At 43.3% G+C, this 26,942-nt stretch carries 20 protein-coding genes and 2 pseudogenes; 16 read left to right on the top strand and 6 right to left on the bottom strand.

Annotated features, from left to right (window positions below; genetic code table 11):
- On the bottom strand, nucleotides 1-821 hold an 821-nt coding region (locus ACWQ4X_RS16855), incomplete at its 3' end, for a TonB-dependent receptor plug domain-containing protein (RefSeq protein WP_457904422.1).
- Nucleotides 822-1,607: 786 nt separating this feature from the next.
- Between ACWQ4X_RS16855 and ACWQ4X_RS16850 the strand changes: the two genes are divergently transcribed.
- The 6 genes and pseudogenes from ACWQ4X_RS16850 (at nucleotide 1,608) to ACWQ4X_RS16825 (ending at nucleotide 11,044) form a co-directional block, all read left to right on the top strand.
- Nucleotides 1,608-3,332 (top strand): ABC transporter substrate-binding protein, encoded by a 1,725-nt coding sequence (locus ACWQ4X_RS16850; protein ID WP_457904423.1) that lies wholly within the window; start codon nucleotides 1,608-1,610, stop codon nucleotides 3,330-3,332.
- A 100-nt stretch (nucleotides 3,333-3,432) separates the two neighbouring features.
- Nucleotides 3,433-5,154, top strand: a pseudogene (locus ACWQ4X_RS16845) (ABC transporter substrate-binding protein); the annotation flags it as partial.
- Between the two features lie 24 nt (nucleotides 5,155-5,178).
- Nucleotides 5,179-7,194, top strand: a complete 2,016-nt coding sequence (locus tag ACWQ4X_RS16840) for a M3 family metallopeptidase (protein ID WP_457904421.1) — start codon at nucleotides 5,179-5,181, stop codon at nucleotides 7,192-7,194.
- A gap of 11 nt (nucleotides 7,195-7,205) precedes the next feature.
- The gene (locus ACWQ4X_RS16835) at nucleotides 7,206-8,144 is read left to right on the top strand and encodes an ABC transporter permease (RefSeq protein ID WP_044739329.1); all 939 of its coding nucleotides are present in this window, start codon (nucleotides 7,206-7,208) and stop codon (nucleotides 8,142-8,144) included.
- 7 nt (nucleotides 8,145-8,151) lie between these two features.
- On the top strand, nucleotides 8,152-9,294 hold the full coding sequence (locus ACWQ4X_RS16830; protein ID WP_457904420.1) for an ABC transporter permease: 1,143 nt from the start codon (nucleotides 8,152-8,154) through the stop codon (nucleotides 9,292-9,294).
- A gap of 13 nt (nucleotides 9,295-9,307) precedes the next feature.
- Nucleotides 9,308-11,044: an ABC transporter ATP-binding protein gene (locus tag ACWQ4X_RS16825; RefSeq protein WP_457904419.1), complete on the top strand. Its 1,737-nt coding sequence runs from the start codon at nucleotides 9,308-9,310 to the stop codon at nucleotides 11,042-11,044.
- A gap of 278 nt (nucleotides 11,045-11,322) precedes the next feature.
- On the opposite strand, the pseudogene rluB reads toward ACWQ4X_RS16825, so the two are convergent.
- The 5 genes and pseudogenes from rluB to ACWQ4X_RS16800 form a co-directional block, all read right to left on the bottom strand.
- Nucleotides 11,323-12,207 (bottom strand): annotated as a pseudogene (gene rluB, locus ACWQ4X_RS16820) (23S rRNA pseudouridine(2605) synthase RluB); the annotation flags it as partial.
- 41 nt (nucleotides 12,208-12,248) lie between these two features.
- The gene (gene scpB, locus ACWQ4X_RS16815) at nucleotides 12,249-12,833 is read right to left on the bottom strand and encodes an SMC-Scp complex subunit ScpB (protein WP_457904418.1); all 585 of its coding nucleotides are present in this window, start codon (nucleotides 12,831-12,833) and stop codon (nucleotides 12,249-12,251) included.
- On the bottom strand, nucleotides 12,830-13,621 hold the full coding sequence (locus tag ACWQ4X_RS16810) for a segregation and condensation protein A (RefSeq protein ID WP_457904417.1): 792 nt from the start codon (nucleotides 13,619-13,621) through the stop codon (nucleotides 12,830-12,832). The genes scpB and ACWQ4X_RS16810 overlap by 4 nt, the downstream gene beginning before the upstream one ends.
- A 342-nt stretch (nucleotides 13,622-13,963) precedes the next feature.
- Nucleotides 13,964-14,581, bottom strand: a complete 618-nt coding sequence (locus tag ACWQ4X_RS16805; RefSeq protein ID WP_100242233.1) for an L-threonylcarbamoyladenylate synthase — start codon at nucleotides 14,579-14,581, stop codon at nucleotides 13,964-13,966.
- A gap of 77 nt (nucleotides 14,582-14,658) precedes the next feature.
- On the bottom strand, nucleotides 14,659-15,321 hold the full coding sequence (locus ACWQ4X_RS16800) for an elongation factor P hydroxylase (RefSeq protein WP_457904416.1): 663 nt from the start codon (nucleotides 15,319-15,321) through the stop codon (nucleotides 14,659-14,661).
- 97 nt (nucleotides 15,322-15,418) lie between these two features.
- Between ACWQ4X_RS16800 and ACWQ4X_RS16795 the strand changes: the two genes are divergently transcribed.
- From ACWQ4X_RS16795 to ACWQ4X_RS16750, 10 genes are all read left to right on the top strand, one after another.
- Nucleotides 15,419-15,976 (top strand): YceD family protein, encoded by a 558-nt coding sequence (locus tag ACWQ4X_RS16795; protein WP_100242235.1) that lies wholly within the window; start codon nucleotides 15,419-15,421, stop codon nucleotides 15,974-15,976.
- A gap of 74 nt (nucleotides 15,977-16,050) precedes the next feature.
- Nucleotides 16,051-16,236 (top strand): 50S ribosomal protein L32, encoded by a 186-nt coding sequence (gene rpmF, locus ACWQ4X_RS16790; protein WP_004922151.1) that lies wholly within the window; start codon nucleotides 16,051-16,053, stop codon nucleotides 16,234-16,236.
- Nucleotides 16,237-16,396: 160 nt separating this feature from the next.
- Entirely contained in the window at nucleotides 16,397-17,383 is a 987-nt protein-coding gene (gene fabD / locus ACWQ4X_RS16785) for an ACP S-malonyltransferase (protein WP_457904415.1), read from the top strand.
- Nucleotides 17,380-18,114 (top strand): 3-oxoacyl-ACP reductase FabG, encoded by a 735-nt coding sequence (gene fabG / locus ACWQ4X_RS16780; protein ID WP_100242237.1) that lies wholly within the window; start codon nucleotides 17,380-17,382, stop codon nucleotides 18,112-18,114. Before fabD ends, fabG begins: the two co-directional genes overlap by 4 nt.
- Before the next feature lie 87 nt (nucleotides 18,115-18,201).
- Nucleotides 18,202-18,438, top strand: a complete 237-nt coding sequence (gene acpP / locus ACWQ4X_RS16775; RefSeq protein WP_016166057.1) for an acyl carrier protein — start codon at nucleotides 18,202-18,204, stop codon at nucleotides 18,436-18,438.
- Nucleotides 18,439-19,077: 639 nt separating this feature from the next.
- Nucleotides 19,078-20,322 carry a TolC family protein gene (locus tag ACWQ4X_RS16770; RefSeq protein WP_457904414.1) on the top strand — a complete coding sequence of 415 codons (1,245 nt, stop codon included), beginning with the start codon at nucleotides 19,078-19,080 and terminating at the stop codon, nucleotides 20,320-20,322.
- A 95-nt stretch (nucleotides 20,323-20,417) separates the two neighbouring features.
- On the top strand, nucleotides 20,418-22,706 hold the full coding sequence (locus ACWQ4X_RS16765; RefSeq protein WP_457904413.1) for a type I secretion system permease/ATPase: 2,289 nt from the start codon (nucleotides 20,418-20,420) through the stop codon (nucleotides 22,704-22,706).
- 32 nt (nucleotides 22,707-22,738) lie between these two features.
- Complete coding sequence (locus ACWQ4X_RS16760) at nucleotides 22,739-23,977, top strand: HlyD family type I secretion periplasmic adaptor subunit (protein WP_457904412.1); 1,239 nt, start codon at nucleotides 22,739-22,741, stop codon at nucleotides 23,975-23,977.
- A gap of 443 nt (nucleotides 23,978-24,420) precedes the next feature.
- Nucleotides 24,421-25,341 carry an OmpA family protein gene (locus ACWQ4X_RS16755; RefSeq protein WP_457904411.1) on the top strand — a complete coding sequence of 307 codons (921 nt, stop codon included), beginning with the start codon at nucleotides 24,421-24,423 and terminating at the stop codon, nucleotides 25,339-25,341.
- A 62-nt stretch (nucleotides 25,342-25,403) separates the two neighbouring features.
- The coding region (locus ACWQ4X_RS16750) for a hypothetical protein (RefSeq protein ID WP_457904410.1) at nucleotides 25,404-26,942 on the top strand (1,539 nt) is incomplete at its 3' end.

The following is a 26,942-nucleotide window of genomic DNA, read 5'->3' as shown; positions in this document are numbered from 1 at the left end:
GTTGGGTCATAAAAATTGGCAGGGAAACCATTGGCTGAACTGGCATCAATACCCAATTCAGGGATGACACCACCGCGTTGACTGATTTTGCGGTCTTTTGCCATAATGTCATTGGAGCGGCGATAATCCACGACACCAAAGACGTTAAAGCCTTGTTCATCTAGATCGCCATAACCCCCAAAGATTTGGATGTCTTGTTTATCGCCTCCTGACTGTTCAGGCTGTAAGAAGCCACCACTGACGCTAAACCCTTCGTAACTTTTTTTGGTAATTAAGTTGATGACCCCTGCAATGGCATCGGCACCATAAACCGCAGAAGCACCATCTCGTAGAATTTCAATGCGATCAATCATCGCCATCGGGATGATATTCAGGTTGGTGGTGGAAGTGCTGAATGCGCTATAAGCCAAACGGCGTCCGTTCAGTAGCACAAGGGTTTTATCGGTTCCCAGCGCTCGCAGGTTGGCAGAAGCACCCTCAGTATTACTTGCGCCTACGTTTTGTGAGGTTGAAAACCCTGCTTGGTTGGCACTGACCTTAGTCAATGCTTCCTCTACGGTGGTAATCCCCTGATTGGTCAGGTCTTCGCCTTTAATAATGGTAATGGGGGAGGCACTTTGTGCGGCAACCCCTTTAATGGAAGATCCTGTTACTGTGACTTTGGCAACTTTTACGGGTTGTTCTTGTATTTCTGTACTTTCGGTTTCTTCGGCATGAGCTAAAGACAAGCACATCATACTTAAACTAAGCGTACTTAATTTAAGAATTGCTTTGCTAACTGACGGCTTGACCGTCACCTTAGCATTTTTGTTCTTTATCATAGTAAAAGTAATCCTTTTTTTGTATTTAGCAAGATTGCTGGGGTGGTTTAAGCAATTCAGATGCCAATTTGTTTTTGTATACATGTTTAAATTTTAAATCATTGAAATATATTTATTTTGCATTTTTAAAATGTGATTTTACTCACAAATTATATTAGCTATATAAGTGGGAAAGCTGAAATGATGGGTGAGGATGAAAATGCGTCAATTTGGAACTAAAAGTCAGATGTGTTTTTTAATATTTTTAATTTTTGTTCAAAAAACAAACGAATCCTTTATGTTTTCCTTTATTGATAAATTATTTTTATGAAACGTATAATTAATAAAATTAATAAAAAACATATATTTGATTATATTTTTCGTTATAAAAAAATGTAGTGTGTGCAATTGTGAACCATATATGTGTTTTTTTTGTGCATTGTGTAAATCTGTTTTATATACTGGCGGGGTGTACTTTTTGGTCAATATGATGCTGAAAAGTGTTAGATAAAATTACGATAAATATCTAATAAAAAATAACTTTAAATTATGCGAGTTTTTAAAAAACTGGCAAGTTTTTGGGGATGGCACGGAATTCGCTTTAGGATCAAATCATTGTCGATTCATCACTTAAGCAGAGGACGAATGCGAGAGAATTTGCTTAAATGGAAAATGGATAACAACAAACACATCAGTTTAAAAACAATGAATAAACCAGCACTTATGCGGGTATCACGGGAAAGGTAAAAATTGGAAGCCAAAAATTTAAGAATCGCCATTTTGACCCTGCTGATTTCATCGGGCTGTATGCTGCAAGCCAATGCTGCGGCACAGTCCAACAAGATTTTACACGTGGCGATGGAAGCACCTGATGATGGTTTTGATATGGTCAAAACCTACAATTTTTACAGTGGAAAAATCGCCGAAGTTATTTTTGAGCCTTTGCTGAAATATGATTATCTGGCGCGACCCGTACAACTGGTTCCCAATACGGCACAGGCTTTGCCTCTCATTGAGCAGAATGGCAAGGTCTATACCTTTAAAATTAAATCTGGGATTTATTTTTCACCTGATCCCGCGTTTAAAGGGCAGCGCCGTGAACTGAAAGCCCAAGATTATATTTACAGCATTCAGCGTATTTTAGATCCGAAAAACCGTTCCACCACTTACTCCTTCATTGATGGAAAAATTGTAGGCGGCAATGAAGCCAATGCTTTGGCCAAAAAAACAGGCAAGTTTAATTACAATGCGCCAATTGCAGGTTTAAAAGCCCTCGATCCCTATACCTTACAAATTACCCTAACCCGTCCTGATTATAATTTTCAATATATTCTGGCTTATGTGACTTTTGGTGCGACCGCGCGGGAAGTGGTTGAATATTATGGAGATCGTATTGCACAGCATCCTGTCGGTACTGGACCCTATCAACTGAGTAAATATGTGCCGCGTAGCAAAATTGAATTGACTGCCAATCCCAATTACCGTGGTTTTGTCTGGAATTTTAAATCGACAGGCACGGCTTGGGACAACACACTGGTTCAGCAAATGTCGGGCAAACAGATGCCGCAAATTGGCAAAGTTGAGGTCAGCATTATTGAAGAAGAGCAGTCGCGCTGGTTGGCATTTAAAACAGGACAGCTCGACTTTGATAAATTGACCTCGAATGCTGTGCCACAGGCATTGGATGGTCAGAAATTGAAACCTGAATTGGTCAAGCAAGGTATTCAGCATTATCCCAACAAAGATCCCGAAATTACCTACACCATGTTCAACATGAAAGACCCGATTGTAGGGGGATTTAGTCTCGACAAAATTGCCTTACGCCGTGCCATAACGTTGTCGTTTAATCAAGATGAAGCGATTAAACAACTGTATAAGGGGCAGGCTGTTCGGTCGGAAATGCTGATTCCAGATGGGGTTCAGGGCTTTAATCCGAAGTACCGCAGCAGTCTAGCTTATAACCCCATTTTGGCGAATAAACTGCTGGATCGTTTTGGTTATAAAAAAGGCGCAGATGGTTATCGTACTTTACCTACAGGCAAACCGCTGACTTTAAAGTTTATGACCGAGAACAGTTCTAGTTCGGTGGTGCAGTCGGAATTATGGAAAAAGAATCTGGATGCCATCGGCATTCGGGTTGATTTTCAGGTCAGTAATTTTGCCGACAACTTAAAAGCCGCAACCCAATGTAAGTACATGGTTTGGGGCGGTGCTTGGATTGCAGATTATCCTGAAGGGGAAAATTTTGCCCAGTTACTGTATGGGCCGAATGCCGCACAGGGCAATTTAAGCTGCTATCAATCGAAAACTTATGATGCGCTGTATCAGCAAATGTTGAGTTTAGCACCGCAACAACGCCTGCCGTATTATGAAAAATTAAGCCGTCAAATTGAAGCAGATAATCCATGGATTATTCATAGCAGCCGTATTCGTAACTGGTTGCTGCATCCGCAGGTTCAGGGTTTTAAAGCCCACCCAATGATGAATAGCAATTGGCAATATCTAGATATACAGCCTGAAAAAAATAAATGAATTTGGAAGAAGCATGAAACAGTTGAATCAACAAATGCAACATTGGGTGAAAGGGGTATTGGCAGGCAGCCTTTTAATCAGCAGCGCTATGAGTGTATGGGCCCAAAGCCCTGCCGATCCGCACAAAGTTTTACGCTATGTGTTTCCTGTGGCTGAAACGGGTTTTGATCCCGCAGGTGTGCATGATCTGTATTCGGCGCATGTCAATGGTTCCATCTTTGAGACTTTATTTACCTACGATTATTTGGCATCGCCCGCAAAGCTGGTGCCGCGTACCGCAGTTGCTTTACCCGAAGTCAGTGCTGATGGGTTGACTTATACCATACGCCTGCAAAAGGGTATTTATTTTGCCGCTGATCCCGTGTTTAAAGGTAAAAAACGCGAACTGACCTCGGCTGATTATGTCTATACCTTTAAACGCTTGCTTGATCCGAACTTACGTTCACCTAATAGCTGGTTACTGGATGGACGTATTTTAGGGATGGATGCGGTGCTGCAACAGGCAGCGAAAACAGGCAAGTTCAATTACGATCAACCCATTGCTGGTTTACAAACCCCAGACCGTTATACCTTGGTGATTCGGCTAACCAGTCCAGATCAGAATTTTCCAATGCTGCTGGCACATCAGCCAGCAGGCGCTGTGGCACGTGAAGTGATTGAAAAATATCGCGACAAAGCAGGTTTTGTGATGGGGCATCCTGTTGGTACAGGACCTTATCTGCTGACCCGCTGGACACCGGGTTCGCGGATTATTTTAAAAGCCAATCCTGATTTCCGTAGTTTTGTCTGGAACTTTAAAGCATCCAGTGCAGAAGATCAGAAAATTGTCAAAGCCATGCAAGGCAAAAAAATGCCGCAAATTGGCGAGATTGATATTCAGGTGATGGAAGAAGGGCAATCTCGCTGGTTATCGTTTATTAAAGATGAAATTGATCTGTTCGCCTTGGATGGTGAGTTAACCGTTCAGGCGCTGCAAAATGGCAAACTCAAACCCGAACTGGCGAAAAAAGGCGTTCAACTGTCACGGATTACCGATCCTTCCATTGATTATCATTATTGGAACATGCAAAACCCTGTAGTGGGGGGCATGAGTAAAGACAAAATCGCGTTGCGCCGTGCCATGGCGATGGCATTCTCCCCTGAAAATTACATCAATATTTTACAAAAAGGTGATGCCGAACGTTTACAAGCCCCGATTCCCAATGGTGTAGTGGGCTATGATCCCAACTATAAAAGCAGCATTCCTTATTCTGTCAATGCCGCCAATCTGCTGTTAGACCGTTATCACTATAAAGTCGGTGCAGATGGTTGGCGAACTTTGCCGAATGGCAAACCCTTGCAAATTAATATGACCATCTCGGGTAATAACGCTCGCAGTCAGCAACAGGCAGAGTTTTGGAAAAAAACGCTGGATAGCATCCACATTAAAATGAGCACGCAGTCTTTACCTTTTGCCGAAGCGCTGAAACTGGAAAAACAATGCAAGACCATGTTTAAGGCTTCTGCGTGGATTGCGGATTATCCAGATGCCGACAACTTTATGCAGTTGTTCTATGGCAAAAACATCCATGTGACCAATAATGCCTGTGTCAAAATTCCTGAATATGACCGCTTGTATGAACAGACTCAGAAAATGCCACCAAGCCCAGAACGAGATGCACTATATCGGAAAATGTCACGCTTGCTTGAGGTGTATATGCCCGTGCAGATCATTGGTGCACGTTATCGCAATGTCTTGGCACAACCGCGTGTGATGGGTTTTAAAAAGCATCCAATTCTGCCTGCGGAATGGATGTACATCGATATTGACATGAAGAAATAGAAATTAAATAAAACTGGAGTAATGATGAATCACCCGACTTTTAAATTGACCGCACTCGGCGTTTTAACTTTTGCTGTACAGCAGTTTGCTTATGCAGATTCTCCCACGCGTCAGACCTTGCCGCAATTTCAAGCCCAAGACATTCCTGCTTTGTGTGATGCCAAAATTCAGGACATTGATAAACAGTTAAAGAGCTTTGCCGCTAAGCCAATGTCGGCACAGCAGAATGCAGCGCCTGTACTGGCAGAATGGGATCGTATTTTTGCTTCGTTTGAAGATTTTTATGGTCCGATTGGTTTATACAGCAATGTTTCGCCAGATGCGGCATTGCGTAAAGCGGCTGAAGATTGCGAAATCAAGATTAGTCAGTTCCAGACCGATATTTATCAAAATCCGAAACTGTATCAACAAATTAAGGACACCCAAGCTAAGGATGCGATTGATAGCAAGTTTCGTGAAGACTTACTCAACGATTTTGAAAAAACAGGGATTCAGTTGAGTGCTAAAAAGCAGGCACGCTTGAAAGTTATATTGGCAGAACTGGCGAAGATTGAGCAGGAATATGCACGGAATGTACGTGATAATCCAAAAAAACTGGAATTTACGCCTGCTGAATTAAAAGGTTTGCCACAAAGCTATATCGCTGCCTTAAAGCAGAATGACAAAGGCAATTATCTACTTGGTTTTGAATATCCTGAATATCGCCCGTTCATGGAATTGGCAGACAACGATGCGGCACGCAAGCGTTATCAAATTGCCTATACCCGCCGTGGTGGCGAGCGTAATTTAGTCTTGCTGAAACAAGCCATGGACTTGCGTTATGAACTGGCACAATTATTTGGAAAATCTAGTTATGCCGAGTGGGCACTGCATAAACGCATGGCAGAAACACCTGAAACCGTGAATAAATTCTTGTCAGAGGTACATACAACGGTTGCGCCTTTAGAGCAAAAAGAGGTGGAAACACTGCGTGAGTTTCAAGCCAAAACACTAAATATTCCTGTAGCACAAGCCAAGATTGAGCGTTGGAGCGAGGCTTATTGGAGTGAAAAACTGCGTAAAGCCAAGTATCAGGTCGATCAAGAAAAAATGCGCGAGTACTTCCCAACCCAAGCGGCGCAGGACTGGCTATTTGCAATTTCATCCAATCTGTATGGCATTCAGTTTAAGCCTGTCAAAGTCGATGTTTGGCAAAACGAAGTTGAGTACTACGATGTGACCGACAAAAAAACAGGACAGCTTTTGGGTGGCTTGTATGTCGATAAATTCCCACGTGAAGGCAAATACGGACATGCTGCGGTGTGGGGTGTTTATGGTGGCAGTAGCCTTACAGGACGCAAACCGATTTCAGCCTTGGTCACCAACTTCAACCGTAAAGGTTTAAATAGTGATGAGCTGGAAACTTTTGTACATGAGTTCGGGCATGCCTTGCATGGCATCTTGTCGAACACCCGCTATTCAGCACAATCAGGCACTTCGGTAGAACGTGATTTTGTTGAAGCACCTTCGCAAATGTATGAGGAGTGGGCGCGTCGCAAAGAAACCTTATCCAAAGTAGCGGATTACTGTAACCCTGCTTGTCCACGTGTGGATGATGCCTTAATCGCGAAACTCAATGCGGTACACAGTTATGGACGTGGTTTGCACTATGCTCGTCAAACCCTGTATGCCCAATACGATATAGCACTGCATGCCAGTGATGCCTTGAAGGTACAACCTTTAGAAGTCTGGAAGAAGATGGAAGGGGCAACCGCATTGGGCTATGTTCCAACGACGGAATTTCCAGGGCAGTTTGGACACATCATGGGCGGCTATCAAGTGGGCTATTACGGCTATATGTGGTCTGAAGTGCTGGCTTTAGACATGCTGTCGGCATTTGGTAATAACTTGAATAATCCCGAAGTGGGGCAGCGTTACCGTCAGACCATTTTATCGCAAGGCGGGCAGAAACCTGCGGAAGACTTGGTCAAAGATTTCTTAGGGCGTAAACCTGACAATAAAGCTTTTTTTGATGAAATTACTGGTCAACGGATTAAATAGGGGGCATCAAGATGCTGGCATATATCATACGTCGCCTATGGCAGATGATTCCGACCATGCTCGGAGTCGTGCTGCTGATCTTCTTTCTGTTTAACTGGGTGGGTGGGGATCCTGCCTATATTTTGGCGGGTAAAATGTCCAATCCAGAACAGATTGAAAATATTCGCCAACAGTTGGGGGTGGATCAACCCTACTACGTACAGTTGTGGATTTTCATCAAACAGATTCTGACTTTTGATTATGGACTGAGCTGGAGTACAGGGGAGTCGGTTTCACAGATCATTACCACGCGTTTAGGTCCATCGTTGACCTTATTGATTCCACTCACCATTTTACAAACCGTAATCTCGATCATTCTGGCACTGGCGGTGTCAGCGGTGCGCGGCACCTTAACCGACCGTATGGTCATGATGATGTGTACCATTGGCATGTCGATCAGTATTTTGGTCTACATTATTGTTTTTCAGTATGTATTTGCTTATCAACTCAGTTGGTTTCCTGTGCAGGGCTGGAGCGATCGTTTCAGTGAAAACCTGTTTAAATATGCCTTACTGCCGATTTTAATCATGCTAGTAGTCAGCATTGCACCGACTCTAAGACTCTATCGCAGCTTTGTATTGGATGAAGTCAATCAGGATTATGTCCGCACTGCACGAGCCAAAGGGGTGGGTGAACGCCGCATTCTGGGGGTGCACGTCCTGCGCAATGCTTCGATTCCCATTATTACCGATGTGATGGCGACCCTGCCTGCCTTGCTCATTGGGGCATTCTTGATTGAACGCTTTTTCGGTATTCCGGGCATTGGGCGCGAAGTGATTATTGCTGTTGAGCGTAGTGACTTTCCTGTGATTAAAGCCATTACGGTTTATGTGGCAGCAGCAACCATGATTTTTAACCTGATTGCCGATCTGGTGTATAAGTTGGTCGATCCGCGCGTACAGTTGAAGTAGGTGAACTATGCTAAGTGTGATATTTAAAAGAAAAGCACTGGATACCGAAGAAACCGCGTCTTCTGGGCTTTGGCAACTGGCCGTGCGCCGTTTAAAGGCGGATCGAATTGCCATGATCTCGTTGTTTGTGGTGCTGTGTTATTTTCTGATGTTGCTGTTGTCCATGACGGGGGTGATTGCCTCTAACTGGAATAAAGAAGTGGCAGTTAGTTATGCACCTCCGACCTTTATGGGCGCTGATCCTGTTAATGAGACAATCAACAAAGAGACTGCTCAAGCACAGGCTTTACCTGAAAATCCTGTCGATCCTTTAAAAGATGTGATGCGTGAACTGAATGCCGAAATAGCGAAAGAGCAGGCTACAGGTGGTGCGATTGATTATTATGGTGTAACCGATCCATTGGCAGAGGACATGCAGGCAATAGATCAGCAACTGGATGGGCATTTACTGGATCAGCAAGCGGAACTCAAGCAAACCTTGCCTTTCGGTGCGGACAAATGGGGACAAGATGTCCTGCAAAAAACCATCAAAGGTGCTGAAACGTCCATTATTGTCGGGGTTGTGGCTGCGTTATTGGCTGTGTTGATTGGAACGGTGCTTGGGGCAATCTCGGGCTACTTCGGTGGTTGGGTCGATGATGTCTTGAACTGGTTTTATAACATCTTTACGTCTATTCCTTATCTGTTGCTGATTTTGGCCATCGCAGCGGTATTGCAGCAAAAAGGCATTGTCTCGATTGTCCTGATTCTAGGTTTAACAGGCTGGACAGGGGTTTATCGACTGATTCGTGCTGAGTATATGAAACATACCTCACGTGAATATGTGCTGGCGGCGAAAGCTATTGGGGTCAGTCATTTTAGACGCATGTTCGTGCATATTTTCCCGAATGTTAGTCATATCGCTTTGGTACAAATATCGATACTGGTGGTGGCATTTATTAAGTCCGAAGTCATTCTTAGCTTCTTGGGCTTTGGCGTACCTGTGGGTGTAGTGTCATGGGGCAGTATGTTGAATGAAGCGCAAAGTGAATTGATTTTAGGTAAATGGTGGCAACTGGTCGCGGCTTCGGTGGCGATGGCCGTCTTGGTCACCGCATTTTCCATGTTTACCGATGCATTGCGTGACGCATTGGACCCAAAACTAAAATAAGAGGTGTATGAACATGACCGAGCTGCAGCAAAATTCAATCTTATTAAAAGTTGAAAATCTGAAAGTCAGTTTTAAAGCTGAAAATAAACAATACATTGAAACCGTCAAAGGAGTTTCATTCGCCATTCCGACCAATACCACCGTTGCCTTGGTGGGTGAATCGGGCAGTGGCAAGTCGGTAACCTCATTGGCGACCATGGGCTTGTTGCCGCCAGAGCAAAGTCAAATTGCGGCGGAAAGTAAAATATTATTCGAAGGCGTAAACTTACTCACATTATCACGAGCCGAGATGCGTAAGGTTTGTGGTAAAGACATTGCCATGATTTTTCAGGAACCAATGTCATCACTCAATCCTGTGTTTACCGTGGGTGATCAGATTGCGGAAGTGCTCAGACTGCATTTAGCAATGGGACGTAAGCCAGCCAGAGCACGCACTTTGGAGTTACTCAAAGAAGTGGGTATTCCTTCTCCCGAAACTAAAATTAATGCTTATCCCAGCCAGCTTTCAGGAGGGCAGCAACAACGGGTGATGATTGCTATGGCGATTGCCTGTGAACCAAAATTGTTGATTGCGGATGAACCCACTACGGCACTGGATGTCACCATTCAAAAGCAGATTCTGGATTTATTACAGGACTTACAGCAACGCCGTAATATGTCGATGTTATTCATAACCCACGATTTGGCCTTGGTGGGTGAAATAGCCGATCAAGTCATTGTGATGCGTCATGGTGAAATTCGTGAGCAAGGTGCAGTCAAGTCGGTACTGGAACAACCACAAGATATCTATACTCGTGCCTTGTTACAATGCCGTCCGCAACTGTCGCAGCGACCGTTCCGCTTGCCGATGATCAGTGACTTTATGCAGCAACAGGGGCAAGACTGGGTCGAAAAGCAAGGGCTGGCAGAGCAGTCACGACCACAGCGGCAACGTGGCTTAAAAGGCAATGAAGAAATCATTTTGGATGTGCGTGACCTGAAAAAGTCTTTTTATAGCCGCAAAGGACTGTTTGGTCGTGAGGAATATCAAGCGGTCAAAGGGGTGTCGTTTCAACTGGCGAAAGGCAAAACCTTGGGCTTAGTGGGAGAATCGGGTTCGGGTAAAACCACCATTGGTCTATTGCTCATGCGCTTACAGCAGGCCACAGGCGGATCGGCGCGGATTTATGGACAAGACATTTTGGCAATGTCGGATAAGCAGTTTGCCCAGTTCCAACGTAAAATTCAGATCATTTTCCAAAATCCTTATGCCTCCTTAAACCCGCGCTTTACCGTCGGACAAATTTTGCTAGAACCGATGCAGGTGCATGGCATTGGTGCCAACGATGCAGAACGGAAAAAAATCGCTTTGGATTTGCTAGAGCGGGTCAGTTTGCCTGCATCGGCATTTCATCGCTATCCGCATGAGTTTTCAGGCGGGCAGCGGCAGCGGATTGCGATTGCGCGCTGTTTGACCTTAAAGCCTGAAATATTGATCTGTGATGAATCGGTGTCGGCATTGGATGTATCGGTACAGGCGCAAGTGCTGAATCTGCTGCAAGATTTACAGGATGAATTTGGACTCAGCTATATTTTCATCTCGCATGATTTATCGGTGGTGAAATATATTTCCGATCAGATCATGGTGATGAATCATGGTGATATTGTTGAAATTGCCAACTCTGATGATCTGTATCAGACTCCGCAGCATGAGTACACCAAACGACTGCTGGGGGCGATTCCCAAAGGGATTGAGCACAGTGTTTCTTAATTCTAAGTTGTAAAAAAACCGCCCTGAGGCGGTTTTTTTATTGATCTTTCAGAAGTGGATTAAAATTTCTTAAAGCTTTTGTTTGCACCAAATGGCTTGCGTGGCGCTTGTTCATCACGGTTGTCACGTTGACCATAGGTACCTTTGTTGCCAAAGTTGTCACCACGGTTGTCGCGTTGCGCATAACCCGTGTTTTGACGTTGTTCACGTTGACCGTAACCTGATTGCGCATTGTCCTGACGGCGGTGCGTGTGACCATTCGGGTTTTCACGGCGTTCACGGTTGAAGGTTGGTTTTTGTTGACCTTCATCTTCATTGTCACGACGTTGCTGACGTAAGAAACCGCCACGGCGTGCTGCCAATGGTTTGTCTTGCATACGTTCAGTACGACGTTTTGCCATACCGTACAAACCTGTGCCTTGACGTGGCTTCAATTCAACAGACTTGGTTAAGTTGTCGATGTCGGCTTTGTCGAGTTCCATCCAGCGTCCAGTACGTAATTCGCGTGGCAAAATCACAGTGCCGTAACGGGTACGTAAAAGACGACTGACTTTTAAACCTTGTGATTCGAAAATACGACGAACTTCGCGGTTACGTCCTTCTTTTACCACCACTTGATACCAACGGTTAATCCCGTCACCGCCAATTTCAGAGAACGATTCAAACTTAGCAGGACCATCATCCAGTACCACACCACGCAACATGTTGTTGCGGATTTGTGGGGTCACTTCACCCATTACACGCACCGCATATTCACGCTCAATCTCATTCGATGGGTGCATTAAGCGGTTGGCAAGCTCACCGTCATTTGTGAACAATAACAAGCCTGTAGAGTTGATATCCAGACGACCCACCATCACCCAGCGATCATTGGCAATCGCAGGTAAATTATCAAATACCGTTGGACGTTGTTCAGGATCGTTACGTGAACAAATTTCACCTTCTGGTTTGTAGTAAATCAGAACGCGACGACGAATTTCGTCTTCAATTTGGAACTGCACTTTACGACCATCGATGCGAAGCTCATCGCCTGGCTCAATACGTTCGCCCACTTGAGCAACGCGACCGTTGACACTTACACGACCAGCAGCAATGACCTCTTCCATATAACGGCGGGAGCCTAAACCAACGCGTGCGAGCACCTTTTGCAATTTTTCACTCATGACAGCATAACCTTAGAAATTATCATCAACAGTTCGCCTATTTAAGACTTCGGTGCTTGCGCATCGAGAGCCATAAAAGCTTCCTTGGCATCCTGTAGGGGAGGCAATTGACCAATGGATGTTAGGCCAAAAGCATTTAAAAACTGTGGCGTTGTAACCAACAACGCGGGTCTTCCAGGGAGTTCCCGAAAACCAGATTCTTTAATCCAGTTCCAGTCAAATAGGGTTCTCAGAATTTGACTATTATTCGAGACTCCACGAATTTGTTCAATGTCCGCACGAGTCACGGGCTGATGGTAAGCCACCACCGCCAAGATTTCGAGCAGAGAAGGCGATAAGCGTGTTGGACGCTCAGGCCAAGTTTGAGTAATGATCTGACGATATTTGGCACGCACTTGAAAACGGAAACCTTGAGCAGTTTCAACCAGTTCAATCGAGCGGCCATGTTGTAACAGCATTAATTGTTGGATCAGTTGGCGCAGTTCAGATTTAGAATATTGATCTTGAAATGCTTCTTTCAGGCGCGCGAGGGACACAGGTGCATCACTGGCGAAAATAATCGCCTCTAGCTGCATTAACATTTCATGCTGCGTTTCAGCTTGTGAAAACAGATCAACATCGGTCATGCCTGAGCTCCTTGAACACTAAGAGGCGCCTCTATGCCTGAACCGATAATATGAATGCGTTGCTGACGCGTCAGTTCGAGCACGGCCATAAAGGTCACAACCACGCCCATACGCCCCTGACTCGGTTTCAGCAATTCATTAAATTCTAACACTTCGCCTGCTTGCAGCTTTTGTTCAATAAAAGCAATCCGTTCTTCCAGCAAGACGGGTTCTTGCTCAATTTTATGCATGACAGGTTCTGGGCGGTTAAACACGCAAAACAAGGCATCATGTAACAGATTGACCGAAAAGCCTTCATGACAGACGGCAATATCGCCCAGACTGACATTGGTTTCGAAGGTATCACGTTCAAGCACACTCATTTGACCCAAGCGTTCCGCCGCTTGCTTGACGCGAAGATAAGTTTCTAAGCGGTCAATCAGTTCTTGCTTGGGATCTTTTTCCACGGCAATGCTGCTAGGTTTCGGCAGTAACAAACGAGATTTTAAATCTGCCAATAATGCTGCCATCACCATATAGTCTGCGGTGAGCTCAATATTCAGTGACTTCATGGCATCCATATACGACAGATACTGGGCTGCAATTGGTGCAATATCTAACTGTAATAAGTCAAAGCCATTTTTTTGAATCAGGTAAATTAAAAAGTCGAGTGGTCCTTCGAAATGCTCTAAAAGAATTTCAAATGCAGCGGGAGGAATATATAAATCCTCAGGGATGGAGTCATGCCACTCATCTAGAACACGGATGTGGGGCGTATCTTCCATGGCATTATGGACGGATTGATTCATTACAGTTATTGGCCACGCGAATTTTCAAAGGCATGATTATGTGTTTTCGAATCAGTACTTAAGGGAGAGAAAGTAGAGGCGATTAAAAAATACATAATTTTAATAGGGCTTAGTGTAATGCATATTCGGGTGTGAATAAATTACTTCACCGTTCAAATAACAAAAAAAGCGCCAAATAAATACAGAGTATTTATTTGTGTGATGATGAATGAAGTGATCTTTTATGCTTTTTAATGCGTCAAACAATGAGTAAAAGCATTGTAAAACAATAAGATATAAGGTTAAAAGGAGCAGGGCATCAGAGTCGGAGGATAAAAGCTCCCTCAACTCTGATGAATGAGCTTATTCAAAAGCACTGACATCGCCTACGCCTTTACGAATCACTTCAGGATGATCACCCGATAAATCCACAATACTGGTGGTGCTTAAAGTACCCAAGCCACCATCAATAAATACATCAATGCGTTTTTCCAGTTGCATCTCAATTTCATAAGGATCGTCGAGTGGATCGGCAATGCCTGGCAGAATTAAGGTACTGGTTAGTAGTGGTTCGCCCAATTCTTTTAACAGCATCTGACAAATCGGGTTACTTGGAATACGTAGACCAATGGTTCTTTTTTTTGGATGCATTAAGCGTTTCGGGACTTCACTGGTAGCAGGCAGAATAAAAGTAGTCACTGCTGGGGTATTGTTTTTCAATAAACGATACATGGCATTGTCGACTTTGGCATAGGTGGCAATGTCGGATAAATCGGAACAGATAATCGCGTACTGATGTTTCGGTCCCAAGCCACGAATCTGCGAAATGCGTTCCATGGCACTCTTATTCCCGATTTGGCAACCAATGGCATAAGCAGCATCGGTTGGGTAGACCACCACGTCACCCGCACGAATGCGTTCCACGGCTTGACTGATTAAGCGTGGTTGTGGATTATCAGGATGTATTCTTAAGTGCAACATATTTTTCTCCTGATTTTTTATCTATTATCTGCTGAAATTACAACATGTTGTAATTTAACTTTGATGAATTTCTGTAATTAATCCAGCATTTCACGTTGAAACTCGTCACTTTGTAATCTTTTGCCACTTCTGGTACAGGCACAAATGCAATCTATAAAGTATTGGGCATCGCGTGGCAGCTTCATTTCTCCAGCACAATAGCGTTGAACTTGTGCATAGACATTATCTTTAAAGCTTGAGCCATCGCCACCTTCGCCGGTCAAATTATCTAATGAGACACGGAATTTACGTCCAAAAGCTTTGGCAAACATCCATTCAATCGCTTGTGGCTTAATTTCAACTTGTTCAAACAGCGCTTGTTGCTCTTGGGTACGACCATCGGGTGCGTACCAGTAACCTAGGTCGGGCAGGAGACGACGTTGTTCACCTGCAATAGTCCAGTGGCTAATTTCATGCAGTGCACTATTAAAGAAACCATGGGCAAATTGAATGCGCGCAGGTTGCTCATGCGTTGCTGGAAAATATTCAGGTTCATGCTCACCGCGAATCAAATTCACATTAAGGTGGGAAAACCAGTAATTAAAGTGTAAGATGAGCCAGTCAACTTGTTCAGTTTCTGTCTGTAAATTCGCCCATTCCAATCGTTGCACTTGGTCTGGTGAAATGTCAGAATGGACAGTTGAAAGTGTGCTAACAAGTGATTTTTTATTCACTTCTGTTTGCGGCTGCAACAGATGCATGACTTAAGTTACCCAATTGGTCTGTCTAAATAAGTACAAAATTGTATCTTAATCTTTGACAGAGTACTGATGAATTTGTAGAATTGCCGCCTTAATTATGTCAGCAAATACCTTTCCGGCACAGATTGAGCCGTTTAAATGGGCTGAACAAGGCTTTACATGGTCAGGTACCCTGCCATTGTCTCGCTTTGCTCGTATTGCTCGTGAAGCTGTTGGATCAATTGATAATCAATTGATCAACATAGACTGTAAGCTATCAATGGATGCGTATCATCGTATTGTATGGTTGGATGGTCACGTTGAAACCAAAGTCCCAATGGAATGTCAGCGCTGTTTAGGCGCTGTAGAAATTGAATTGGTTTCAGATTTTCATCTAGCTCTGATTGATGATGAGTCACTGATAGAGCGCTTGGATGAGGATGCTGATTTCATCGTACTAGGTGAAAGTGAAGCGACAACGAAAGGAGAATATCCAAATCCTTCCACTGCCGATTTACTCGCACTCATAGAAGATGAATTGTTATTGTTGGTGCCTTTGTCTCCTAAGCATGACGCTTGTGAGCATAAGCATCAACCTGCCGTTCAGGACGTTGTCGAAGAAAAACGGGATAATCCGTTTGATGTTTTGGCAAGTTTGAAGGGTAAACTTAACTAATTTTTGTGTTATACTGTTAAGTTAAGACAACTGAATTTGTTCTGATCCATTTTTTCGATTTGTAAGGAGCCATCATGGCCGTTCAGCAAAACCGTAAAAGTCGCTCTCGCCGTGACATGCGCCGTTCACATGACGCTTTAACCGAGAATGCATTAACTGTAGACCAAACTACGGGTGAAACGCACCGTCGTCACCACGTAACTAAAGATGGTATCTACCGTGGTCGTCAATTATTCGCTAAAGCAGCTGATGCTGAATAATTGATGAAGCATTAAGCGATGAGCTTAGTGGAAAAATTGGGAGCGTAAGCTCCCTTTTTTTGTCTCCAATTTTTGTTGTATTTCGCAATTACCAAACACGAAATTAAGTGTTAAATTTCCGTCCCAAGAATGAGCAGTGACTTCATAAAGGATTTTTTATATGTCTGCTAGACCACTCGAACAAGCAGCTCAAGCAACAAAAACTGCATTTGTGTTTCCAGGTCAAGGTTCGCAAAAAGCTGGCATGCTGGCTGAACTTGCTGAACAGTTTAGTGGTGTTCGTGACACGTTCGCGGAAGCTTCTGAAGCCCTTGGTTTTGATTTGTGGCATATTGCCCAAAGCGGTGAAGGCTTAGACCAAACTGAATTTACGCAACCAGTCTTGCTTACAGCGAGTATCGCTTTATGGCGTGTTTGGTTGGAGTTGGGCGGTGTTGCACCGAAATACCTTGCAGGTCATTCACTTGGTGAATACAGTGCTTTGGTTGCTGCTGGTGCAATGTCATTGGGCGATGCTGTGAAGTTGGTGAACTTGCGTGGCAAGCTCATGCAAGATGCCGTACCTCAAGGTAAAGGTGCAATGGCGGCTATTTTGGGTCTAGAAGATGCCAAAGTTGTTGAGTTATGTGCAGAAGTTACAGCACAAGGTCAGGGTTCTGTTCAAGCTGCGAACTACAATGCGCAAGGTCAAGTGGTCATTGCAGGCGAGAAGGCTGCTGTAGAAGCGGTGATGGCAATTGCAAAAGAACAATCAGGCAAAGCGATTGCACTTCCAGTGTCTGTTCCATCACATTGTGCGTTGATGAAACCAGCTGCCGAGCAAATCGCACTTGCTTTGGAACAAACTGCCATTGAGCTACCTAGCATTCCTGTAATACAAAATGTCAACGCGGAAATCGCGACAGATGTGGCGCAATTACGTCAGGCATTGACTGCGCAATTGTATCAATCTGTGCAATGGACCAAGACCATGCAGTCTGTACAAGATCAAGGAATTCAATTCATTGTTGAATGTGGTCCTGGTAATGTACTTGCCAATCTTGCGAAACGTTTGCCAAATATAGAAAAAGCATTCCCAATCGATACTAAAGGTCGTATGGAGGATGCACTGAATGCCATTTTAGTGGCAGAAGGAAAAATTGCATGACACAAGAACGCAAAGTCGCTTTAGTGACAGGCGCAAGTCGAGGGATTGGTGCTGCCATCGCTCAACAGTTGATTCAAGACGGTTATTTTGTAGTGGGTACTGCGACTTCAGAGTCGGGTGCTGAAAAATTATCAGCAGCATTTGGTGAAAATGGTGCAGGTAAAGTGCTTGATGTACGTGATGGCGCTGCAATTGATGCTTTAGTTACAGATATCGAACAAAATTATGGTCCAGTTCTTGCACTTGTAAATAATGCAGGAATTACCCGTGATAATTTGTTGCTACGTATGTCTGAAGATGATTGGGATGATATTCTGAACATTCATTTAAAAGCCGTTTACCGCCTATCAAAACGCGTTCTTAAAGGCATGACCAAAGCTCGTTTTGGACGAATTATCAATATCAGTTCTGTGGTTGCTCATTTTGCAAACCCAGGCCAGGCAAACTATTCAGCTGCTAAAGCAGGTATTGAGGCATTTAGCCGCAGCCTTGCAAAAGAGATGGGTAGCCGCCAAATTACTGTGAATTCAGTTGCACCAGGTTTTATTGCAACAGAAATGACAGAACAGTTAAGCGAAGAAATTCGTAAAAAAATGAGCGAACAAGTGGCACTTCAACGCTTAGGCGAACCACAAGATATCGCGAATGCTGTAAGTTTCTTGGCTTCTGAGAAGGCAAGTTATATTACAGGTACGGTTTTACACGTAAATGGTGGTTTATACATGAGCTAATTGGCTGATGTATGAACTTTCAAAAAATTAGAGTTTCAATTAAACTAACGGCATTTAAAAACGCCACAAGCAATGAGGAGAATTCCTGTGAGCGATATCGAACAACGCGTTAAACAAGCGGTTGCAGAACAATTGGGTCTTAAAGTTGAAGAGATCAAAAACGAAGCATCTTTCATGGATGACTTAGGTGCAGACTCTCTAGACCTAGTTGAACTTGTAATGTCTTTCGAAAATGATTTCGACATCACTATCCCTGATGAAGATTCTAACGAAATCACTACAGTTCAATCTGCAATTGACTACGTTTCTAAGAAACTTGGTTAATTGTTGATGTTCAGCATAGCTGAAAGAAAAGCCACCTTTTAGGTGGCTTTTTTAATGCCTGTTTAAAGAGGGGGATTTGAGGCTTTCTTCATGTAATCTTGACGCGCTGAAATATACCTAGAATTAGGGATAGTGCTTTTGAGGTGCGAGTTTTAATTTAATGGAATACATCAGAATGAAAACTTGTAAAACTAGAATAGAAAAAACGTTAAGCAAGTCCGTTAAAGTTGAGTATTATGGTTGGTTTATTTGTAACAATAAATGTATACCAAAACACTTGGTTATGCAGTGTGATTAGTTTTGTTTTAAAAATAAGCAAAATAGATAATAAGAATGAAATATTATAATTTTAATGCATATGTATAAAAAATAATCTTATCTTAAATATTTAATGAACTTCATCACATTTTAATTCCTCAAAAAGTAAATCTAATATATTTAATTCATCTTTCTTAGATCTTGGAAGAAAAATATTCATGTCTGAATTTTGCATATTGTTAAGTCAATCTTAAATAATTGACGTGCATTTCTACAGCTAAGCATGGGTTAACTTATTGAAATTAATTGCTTATATTCTAGGTGAGAGATAAGTCACAGTGTCATGTGCATATAAGAAATACTTTAGTAAAAAATATGAGAATGCGAATTAAACAAGCACAAGCAATGGGTTGGAGTAAACGGATTGCTCTATTAGTCACACTTTTATGTAGCACATCTGTTTATGCCGTTCAGTTAAAGACATTGTTGAAAACAGCTTTGGAGCAAGACCCAATGATGTTAGAAGCACAAGCCAATGAAGAAGCTGCACTCAGCAAGGTAAAAGAATCGAAAGCGCTGCATTATCCTACCTTGGCTGTGACAGCAAACCAGATTCTGGATCAATCACATGAAAGTCAATATGACTATGTGAGTGAGGATTTTACACCTGGGATTAGAGGGAGTGTGAATCTGTATTCCTTTGGTGCTATTAGCGCGCAAGTGGCGCGTGATGAGAAAAAGTCACAGTATTTTGAACAGAAGATTGGTGAGACCGCGGAGGAGTTGGGATACAACATCGGTTCGGAATATTTAAAAGCCCTAAATGCACATGAAGCCATTGCAGTGCAGATGCGGAGTTTGGAGCGCCACAACAAGTTTACCCAAGATGTGAGTGTCATAGTGCAATATGATGCAGGACGTCGTTCTGAGTTAACTCAAGCGCGCGCACGGCAAATGCAGGTTGAACACACCATCAGTAGCTTGCAGCGCGATTTGGGCTTTGCACTCAGTCATCTGAGAAAGTATTCGCCTGAAGTGATTGATCAAGATACTTTGACTGATCCCTTTGCAGGGCTGGCACCATCGCAATTTATTACCCGTTACCAACTGGGTGAAGTCACTCAACATCCCTCTTATTTAGCCCAAGAAGCGGAACTGGACAGTATTCGCTCAGAAGTTAAATATCGTAAAGCCAAGCGTTATCCAAGTATTAACTTGGAAGGCAATGTGACGACGGAGGATCGTCAGGTGTATTTGAATATGTCGTGGGATCTGTTGAATCAGGGAGCGAAATATTCAGTCGAACAAAGTGGACAATCGGCTGTTGCTGCCAAAGCACGTCTGGATCAAATTCAGCGTGATATTGAAGAGCGTGCGCGAACCGCAGAAATTGATATGTTTCAAAGCCAACAAAAAATGCAGATTTCACAAGAACAAATTATTGCTTCACGCAAGGTGGTCAGTGACAACGAGAAACAGTTCAAAATCGCAAGAAAAAGCCTGATTGATGTGCTGAATGCGTATAACGAACTGGCGGGTGTCGAAATGGCATATGTCTCGGCACAAAATGATTATCGCATGGCTGCACTGGCCTATTTGCGTGCGCAAGCCAATATAAGCAATTAGGTAAGGCAGTAACACACTGCTGTTCCACAATGGATGTGGATGATGCATCAATGACCTTGAGGTCGAAGAATTAAAAAAAGGATGACATAAAGACAATGAAATCCATCATAGAACATATTGCATTGGCAACCCGATTATTAGGGAGTCCATTACCTGTCGCGACATTAATGGCGCAGGTGACGCATGATCAGCATTTAAATGTGAATTATGCTTCTTTGGTGGAAGTATTAAAAAGTCACGGTTTTGAAAATACCTTAACGCAAAAAGCATTGCATGACATTCCAGCTTTGGCGGTGCCTGTCGTGATTGTATTGCAGCAAGATCAAGCCGCTGTTATTACGCGAATAAAAGGCAGTACAACAGAACGCGTGTATGAAATACAACAAACCGATGGTTTAAAGCAGCGTCTGACGCAGCAACAGTTAAGTGAGTTGTATTTGGGCTATTGCTGGTTTATTAAACCGAAGCTCGCGCATGATTTGCGCTCTGAACTGCCTGAGTATCACTTGCCCAAAGCTTGGTTCTGGAAAGTGATTTGGCGGTTTCGTGCCTATTATGCCCAAGTGATTTTGGCAACATTTATCATCAACTTTTTGGCGCTGGTCAGCTCGCTTTACGTTATGAATGTGTATGACCGTGTGATTCCGAATAAGTCCTATGAAACCTTATGGGTACTGAGTATCGGGGTCATTCTGGCCATTAGCTTTGAGTTTGCTGCCAAGATGATTCGTGGGCATTTGACCGATATTGCGGGGAAAAAGGCAGATCTCATTATCAGTTCCGCTATTTTTCGTCGCGTGATGAGTCTGGATTTGGCAGAACGCCCAGCATCTTCAGGTTCCTATGCCAATAACTTGCGCGAATTTGAGTCGGTGCGGGAGTTTATGACCAGTGCTAGTTTACTGGTTTTGGTGGATTTACCGTTCTTATTGTTGTTTATCACCGTGATTTGGATGATTGGCGGACAATTGGCTATAGTGCCGTTAATTTTAATTCCAATCGTAATGATAGTCGGGATTTTGGCGCAGGCACCTTTGGCACGCTATATCAATGAATCCATGAAAGAGTCTTCGCAACGTCAAGGCTTGGCAGTCGAGGCAATTGAAGGGATTGAAACCTTAAAAGCCAACAATGCCACCAGTTGGGCACAGCAAAAATGGGATTATTACACCGCCAAAAATGCAGCTTCGAGCACCAAAACGCGTGATTTGAGCAATTTTGTGGTCAATTTTTCAGTCGCGGTGCAGCAATTAAATACCGTGATTTTGGTGATCGTCGGAACCTATCTGATTCATAGTCCAGATCCCAATCACAAAATTACCATGGGAGCACTGATTGCCTCGGTGATCTTGTCTGGTCGTGCTTTGGCGCCTTTGGCACAAATTTCGAGTTTGGCGATTCGTTTCCAGCAAGCCAAAATTGGTCTGCAAGGGTTGCAAAGTATTATTGAGCGCAAAATTGAACGTGATCCAGATCGGCAATATATCAGCCTTGATCAAGTCAAAGGCGAGCTTAAATTTCAGCAAGTCGGTTTTAAATATCAACAAGATATTCCCGCAGCATTAAAAGCGTTGAATTTGAATATAGCTGCGGGTGAAAAAGTGGGTATTTTGGGGAAAATTGGCAGTGGTAAAACCACCACTCTGAAACTTGCTAGCGGTATGTTTGAACCTTTAGAGGGGAATGTCACCCTCGATGGTGTGGATTTACGTCAGCTCGATCCGAATTATCTACGAAATCAGGTGGCGATGTTAGGTCAAGCACCACGGCTTTTTCTGGGAACTCTGCGTGAAAACCTCGACTTGGCTCGACAAGATGGTTTTTCGACAGATCAGGAGCTATTGCTTGCCTTAAAACGTTTTGGTCTGGAGAGCCTGATTCAAAATCATCCGCGTGGCTTGGATATGCCTTTGGGGGAAGATGGTTTAGGACTCTCGGGAGGGCAAAAACAGATTATTGCCTTGGCGCGACTCACTTTGCGTTCCCCACGTGTGGTGTTGCTGGATGAGCCGACCAATGGACTCGATCAATTAACTGAACGTCAAACTCTGAATGCTTTGCATCAATGGAGCAAAGACAAGACCTTGGTGGTGGTCACGCATCGCACTCAAGTACTGAGTATTGTGAGTCGTGTGGTGGTGATGGATCAAGGGCAAGTAGTGATGGATGGTCCGAGAGATGAGGTATTGAAAAAACTGGCTCAAAATGAACAAAAGAAAACCACTGCATCAAGTGCAGCTACGGCAGCTCAAGCAGTAACCTCGGCGACCCAAGCAGGCAATGCAGCGGGACGAACCATTGTGATTCAGCCCGACAATGCTACAACAGTTCGCAAGCAGACAAAAGAAACAGCATTACAAGAACAGAATGTTGAATCGCTATAACAACAATGAGCAGATCAAGATAAGTGAGGCTTATGAAAGATTACCAGAACCCATCCGCAGAGCGAGTACAGTCTAAAGACTTAAAGTTGCTCAACGACTTGAATGCTGCCTTACAAACGGAAAAGCATACAGGGCTTTTCTGGACGATTGCGTTGCTGTTCGTATTTTTAGTCGTATTTGTATTTTGGGCTTATCACAGTCCTGTCGAAGAAGTGACACGTGGACAAGGCAGTGTTATTCCAACCAGCCGAGAACAAATCTTACAAAGCTTGGACCCGGGTACTATTAAAGAAATGCTGGTGAAAGAGGGGGATATCGTTGAAAAAGGACAAATTCTACTGCGTTTAGATGATACCCGTAGCTCTGCCATCTTAAGAGAAAGTGAAGCCAAAGTGGCCAACCTTGAAGCCATGTCGTCACGCTTAAGAGCAGAATCTTATGGAACTTCGATTCAATTTCCGACTGGAATTAGCGAGTCACTGAAACATCGTGAGCGTGCGGCCTATACTGCGCGTCGACGCGCAGTGGATGAAGCGGTTGCAGGCTTGCAAACCAGCAAGGCTATGTTGGATCGTGAAATTGCCATCACGGCACCGATGGTAGCAGAAGGAGTGATGTCTGAGGTGGAGTTGCTGCGTATGCGACGTCAGTCTTCAGATTTGGCACTGCAAATTGATGAAAAGCGCAATCAATATGCAGCAGATGCCAATAATGAGTTGGTGCGAGTCGAGTCTGAACTTGCGCAAGCCAAAGAAAATATGGCGATGCGGGCAGATCCAGTAGATCGTTCCCTGATTCGAGCACCCTTAAAAGGCATTGTTAAAAACATCAAGATCAACACGGTTGGTGGGGTAGTTCAGGCTGGGCAGGACATCATGGAAATTGTGCCTTTGAATGACAAGCTGCTGGTCGAAGCCTATATCCGTCCGCAAGATGTTGCATTTGTACACCCTGGACTTGCTGCAATTGTCAAAATTACGGCTTATGACTATGCCTTGTATGGCGGCTTGGAAGGTAAGGTTACGCTTATTAGCCCAGATACCCTGAGAGATAAAACCCGCCCGAGTGAACTGAATCTCAATCCTGAGGAAGCCTATTACCGCATTTTGGTCGAAACACATCAGAATTCGCTAACGGATAAAAATGGTCAACCGATGCCGATTATTCCCGGCATGATTGCCAGTGTTGATGTCAAAACAGGAGAAAAAACCATATTCCAATATTTGATTAAGCCGATTACGCGTATGCAGCAGGCACTACAAGAGCGATAGTCGATATTAGCAAAACAAAAAAATTATTAAAATTTTGTTATCGATATAAATGGTCCATAGCTGTGGTTAAAATAATATCGAGTGGTTAAAATAATATAGATTTAAAATATATGTTTTATGTTTTTGATAATAAATAAATGCTAAAAAACCATATTTAAAATATGGTTTTTAACTTTAAATAATAAAAACAAAATAATTATAAGAATTTTAATTTTATTTGTGATCTAGTTCATGTTATTCAAAAAAACCTGATTAAAGCTATTTTTTTTTGCTCATTTTTTTATATTCTCTTTAATTAAGTATTATAAAAAAATTGCATAAATACCTATTTTTTATAAGGGTTTATGTTGAAGCTAAGAATAATCCCCTAGATCGGGGTGAATAATATTGAGATATAAATAAAAGAGGTCATGAGTATGAATGCAAAAAGGTTAATATTAATTATGAGCTGCTCGTTGTTTTGGGTAGGATGCTCATCTGCAAACAAACAACCGCCATTAGAGCATTGGAATCTATTTGGTTCTAATACTTATACTCAGCCTAAACTCATTAAATCAGGGCAGACTCAGGTTGTTTTTATTCGTGATAAAGAGGGTTTAATAGGTCCTGCTGCAAATGTATTTGTGAATGGACATTATTTAACATCCTTATTGCCAGGTGGGTTTAAGGCGGTTCAATTGTGTGCGAATCCAACGCGAATTAATGCAGCGTATACCAAGAGTGATTTGAATTATATCAGTGCCCGAAATCTGAATGCTCAGCAAAACCTCACTGAGGGAACTACGCAATATTTCCGCTTAGTGAATGGAACTGGTCAGAACATTCAACTTCAAGCCGTTAGCGAGAGTCAGGCGCAAGCGCTTTTATCTAATTTAAAAGAAGAAGTGAACACGGTTTCTCGGGTAAGAGAAGTCGAGGCATGTGCTCAGCCAGTTTATGTTCAGGTGCCTGTGAAATCGGAATTGAAGAAATATACCTTGGAGGCAAGCACGGTTTTTGGTTATGCCAAATCTGGACCGAATGATTTAACACCGAAAGGTCGTGAAGAGATTGCTTCAATTGCAGCAGAAATTACCCGTGATCAGGCGTCGATTAGCCATATTGCTGTGATTGGTTATACAGATCCTGTGGGGTCCGAAAACTCCAATCAACAATTGTCGCAGCGTCGTGCGGAAACGGTACGCATGCTCTTGGTTCAAAATGGCGTCGTGAAAAAGAATATTTTGGTTGAAGGACGTGGCGAACAAGAGCTGGTGGTCACGGATTGTGAGCGGAAATACGCAAAAGATAAGGCAGCACGTGAGCAGTGTGATTTACCGAATAGACGCGTAGAAATTATTACCTACGGAATGAAAGCTGAGTAAGACTCGCTCTCTGCATTTATTCACTATTTTTAGAATTAAGCTATAAGAAAAGGATAAATAACATGCCAAATCAAACAGTAACAATAAAATTGCATGATGCGAAAACCATTATTTCGGCATTCCAAGTGACGAAAACCCATGACCAGCCTGTTACGATTCAAGCTCAAAAAGGCATCAATTACGAGCTGATTGATGATGCCACTCAATTTGCACCAGAAAATATTAAGATTCAGCGAGTGGGTGATGATTTATATATTAGCTTTGAGGCGGATGGTGATAGTGCGCTTGATCCTGACTTGATTATTCAAGGCTATTACGGAACGGATGGCAATACTACCAATCTGCTGATCGGTCTGCATGAAAATGGCAATTACTATGCCTATGTCCCAGAAAGTGGTTTGCAACAAAACGCGGTCAGTATGCTCGCAGATCAAATGAGTGCGGGGCAGGCTCTCGGTGGAGAAGCTTTAACGTCTGCGGCATATGAATTTAATCCTTATTGGTTGTTGGCATTGATTCCGATTGTTGGATTGGCCGCTGCTGGAGGGGGCGGCGGAGGTGGTGGAGGTGGGACACCTGCTCCATCTGCCGACAAACCTGATGTTGTTGCTTTAGATGGTGGTCAAGTTACGGTTAGACCAGGTTCAAATAATGTAAAACAAGTCATTACTTATACGGATGAATCAGATAACCCTGTGACCTTAACGGCAACCAAGGGTTCTGATGGGTCATGGAGCCTTGATCAAACACCTACTGAGGTAACGATTAATCCTTCTACGGGTGAAGTTACCATCGGTATGGATGCTGTGAAAGATGGCAGCACGGTGACTTCTACAGGGACCAATTCGAGTAATAATACCGCGACTGATAGTGATACAGCTAAGGTGGATGACAGTACACCAACATCGGCAGATGCTCCTGATGTTACTGCATTGGCGACGGGTGCTGTTGCTGTTAAACCAGGTGAAGATAATGTTAAACAGGTCATTACTTATACAGATGAATCAGATAACCCTGTGACCTTAACGGCAACTAAAGGTGAAGATGGTACTTGGAGTTTAGATAACACACCTGCTAACGTGGTGATTGATCCAACTACAGGTATCGTTGCCATTGGTCCTGACGCGGTGAAAGATGGTAGTGAGGTAACTTCGACTGGCACAGATGCGTATGACAATACAGCCAGTGATAGCGATACAGCATTAACTGATGCAACGGATACTCAAGGTGCGGATTTAATTGCGGATAAACCTGATGTGTTGGCATTGGTTGGAGGTTCGGTAACAGTCACTCCTGGTGCAGATAATGTTAAAGAAGTGATCAGTTATACTGACGAATCTAATAACGCTGTTATTTTAATAGCAACTAAGGGTACAGATGGGTCGTGGAGTTTAGATAGTACCCCAACAGGCGTAAGTATTGACCCTACTACGGGTGTCGTTAGCATTGGAATGGAAGCTGTTCTAGATGGTAGTCTTGTAACTTCGGTCGGTTCTGACGAATTTAATAATACTGCTAGTGATAGTGATACAACCTATACAGATGTCACCAGTTATACAGTCACTTTTGACTCGATCACTAACGACACAGGTACAGTGGGT

The sequence above is a fragment of the Acinetobacter sp. NigerLNRRAM0016 genome (assembly GCF_054112845.1).
The sequence above is the reverse complement of the archived record's forward strand: the minus strand, read 5'-3'. Positions and strand labels throughout refer to the sequence as shown.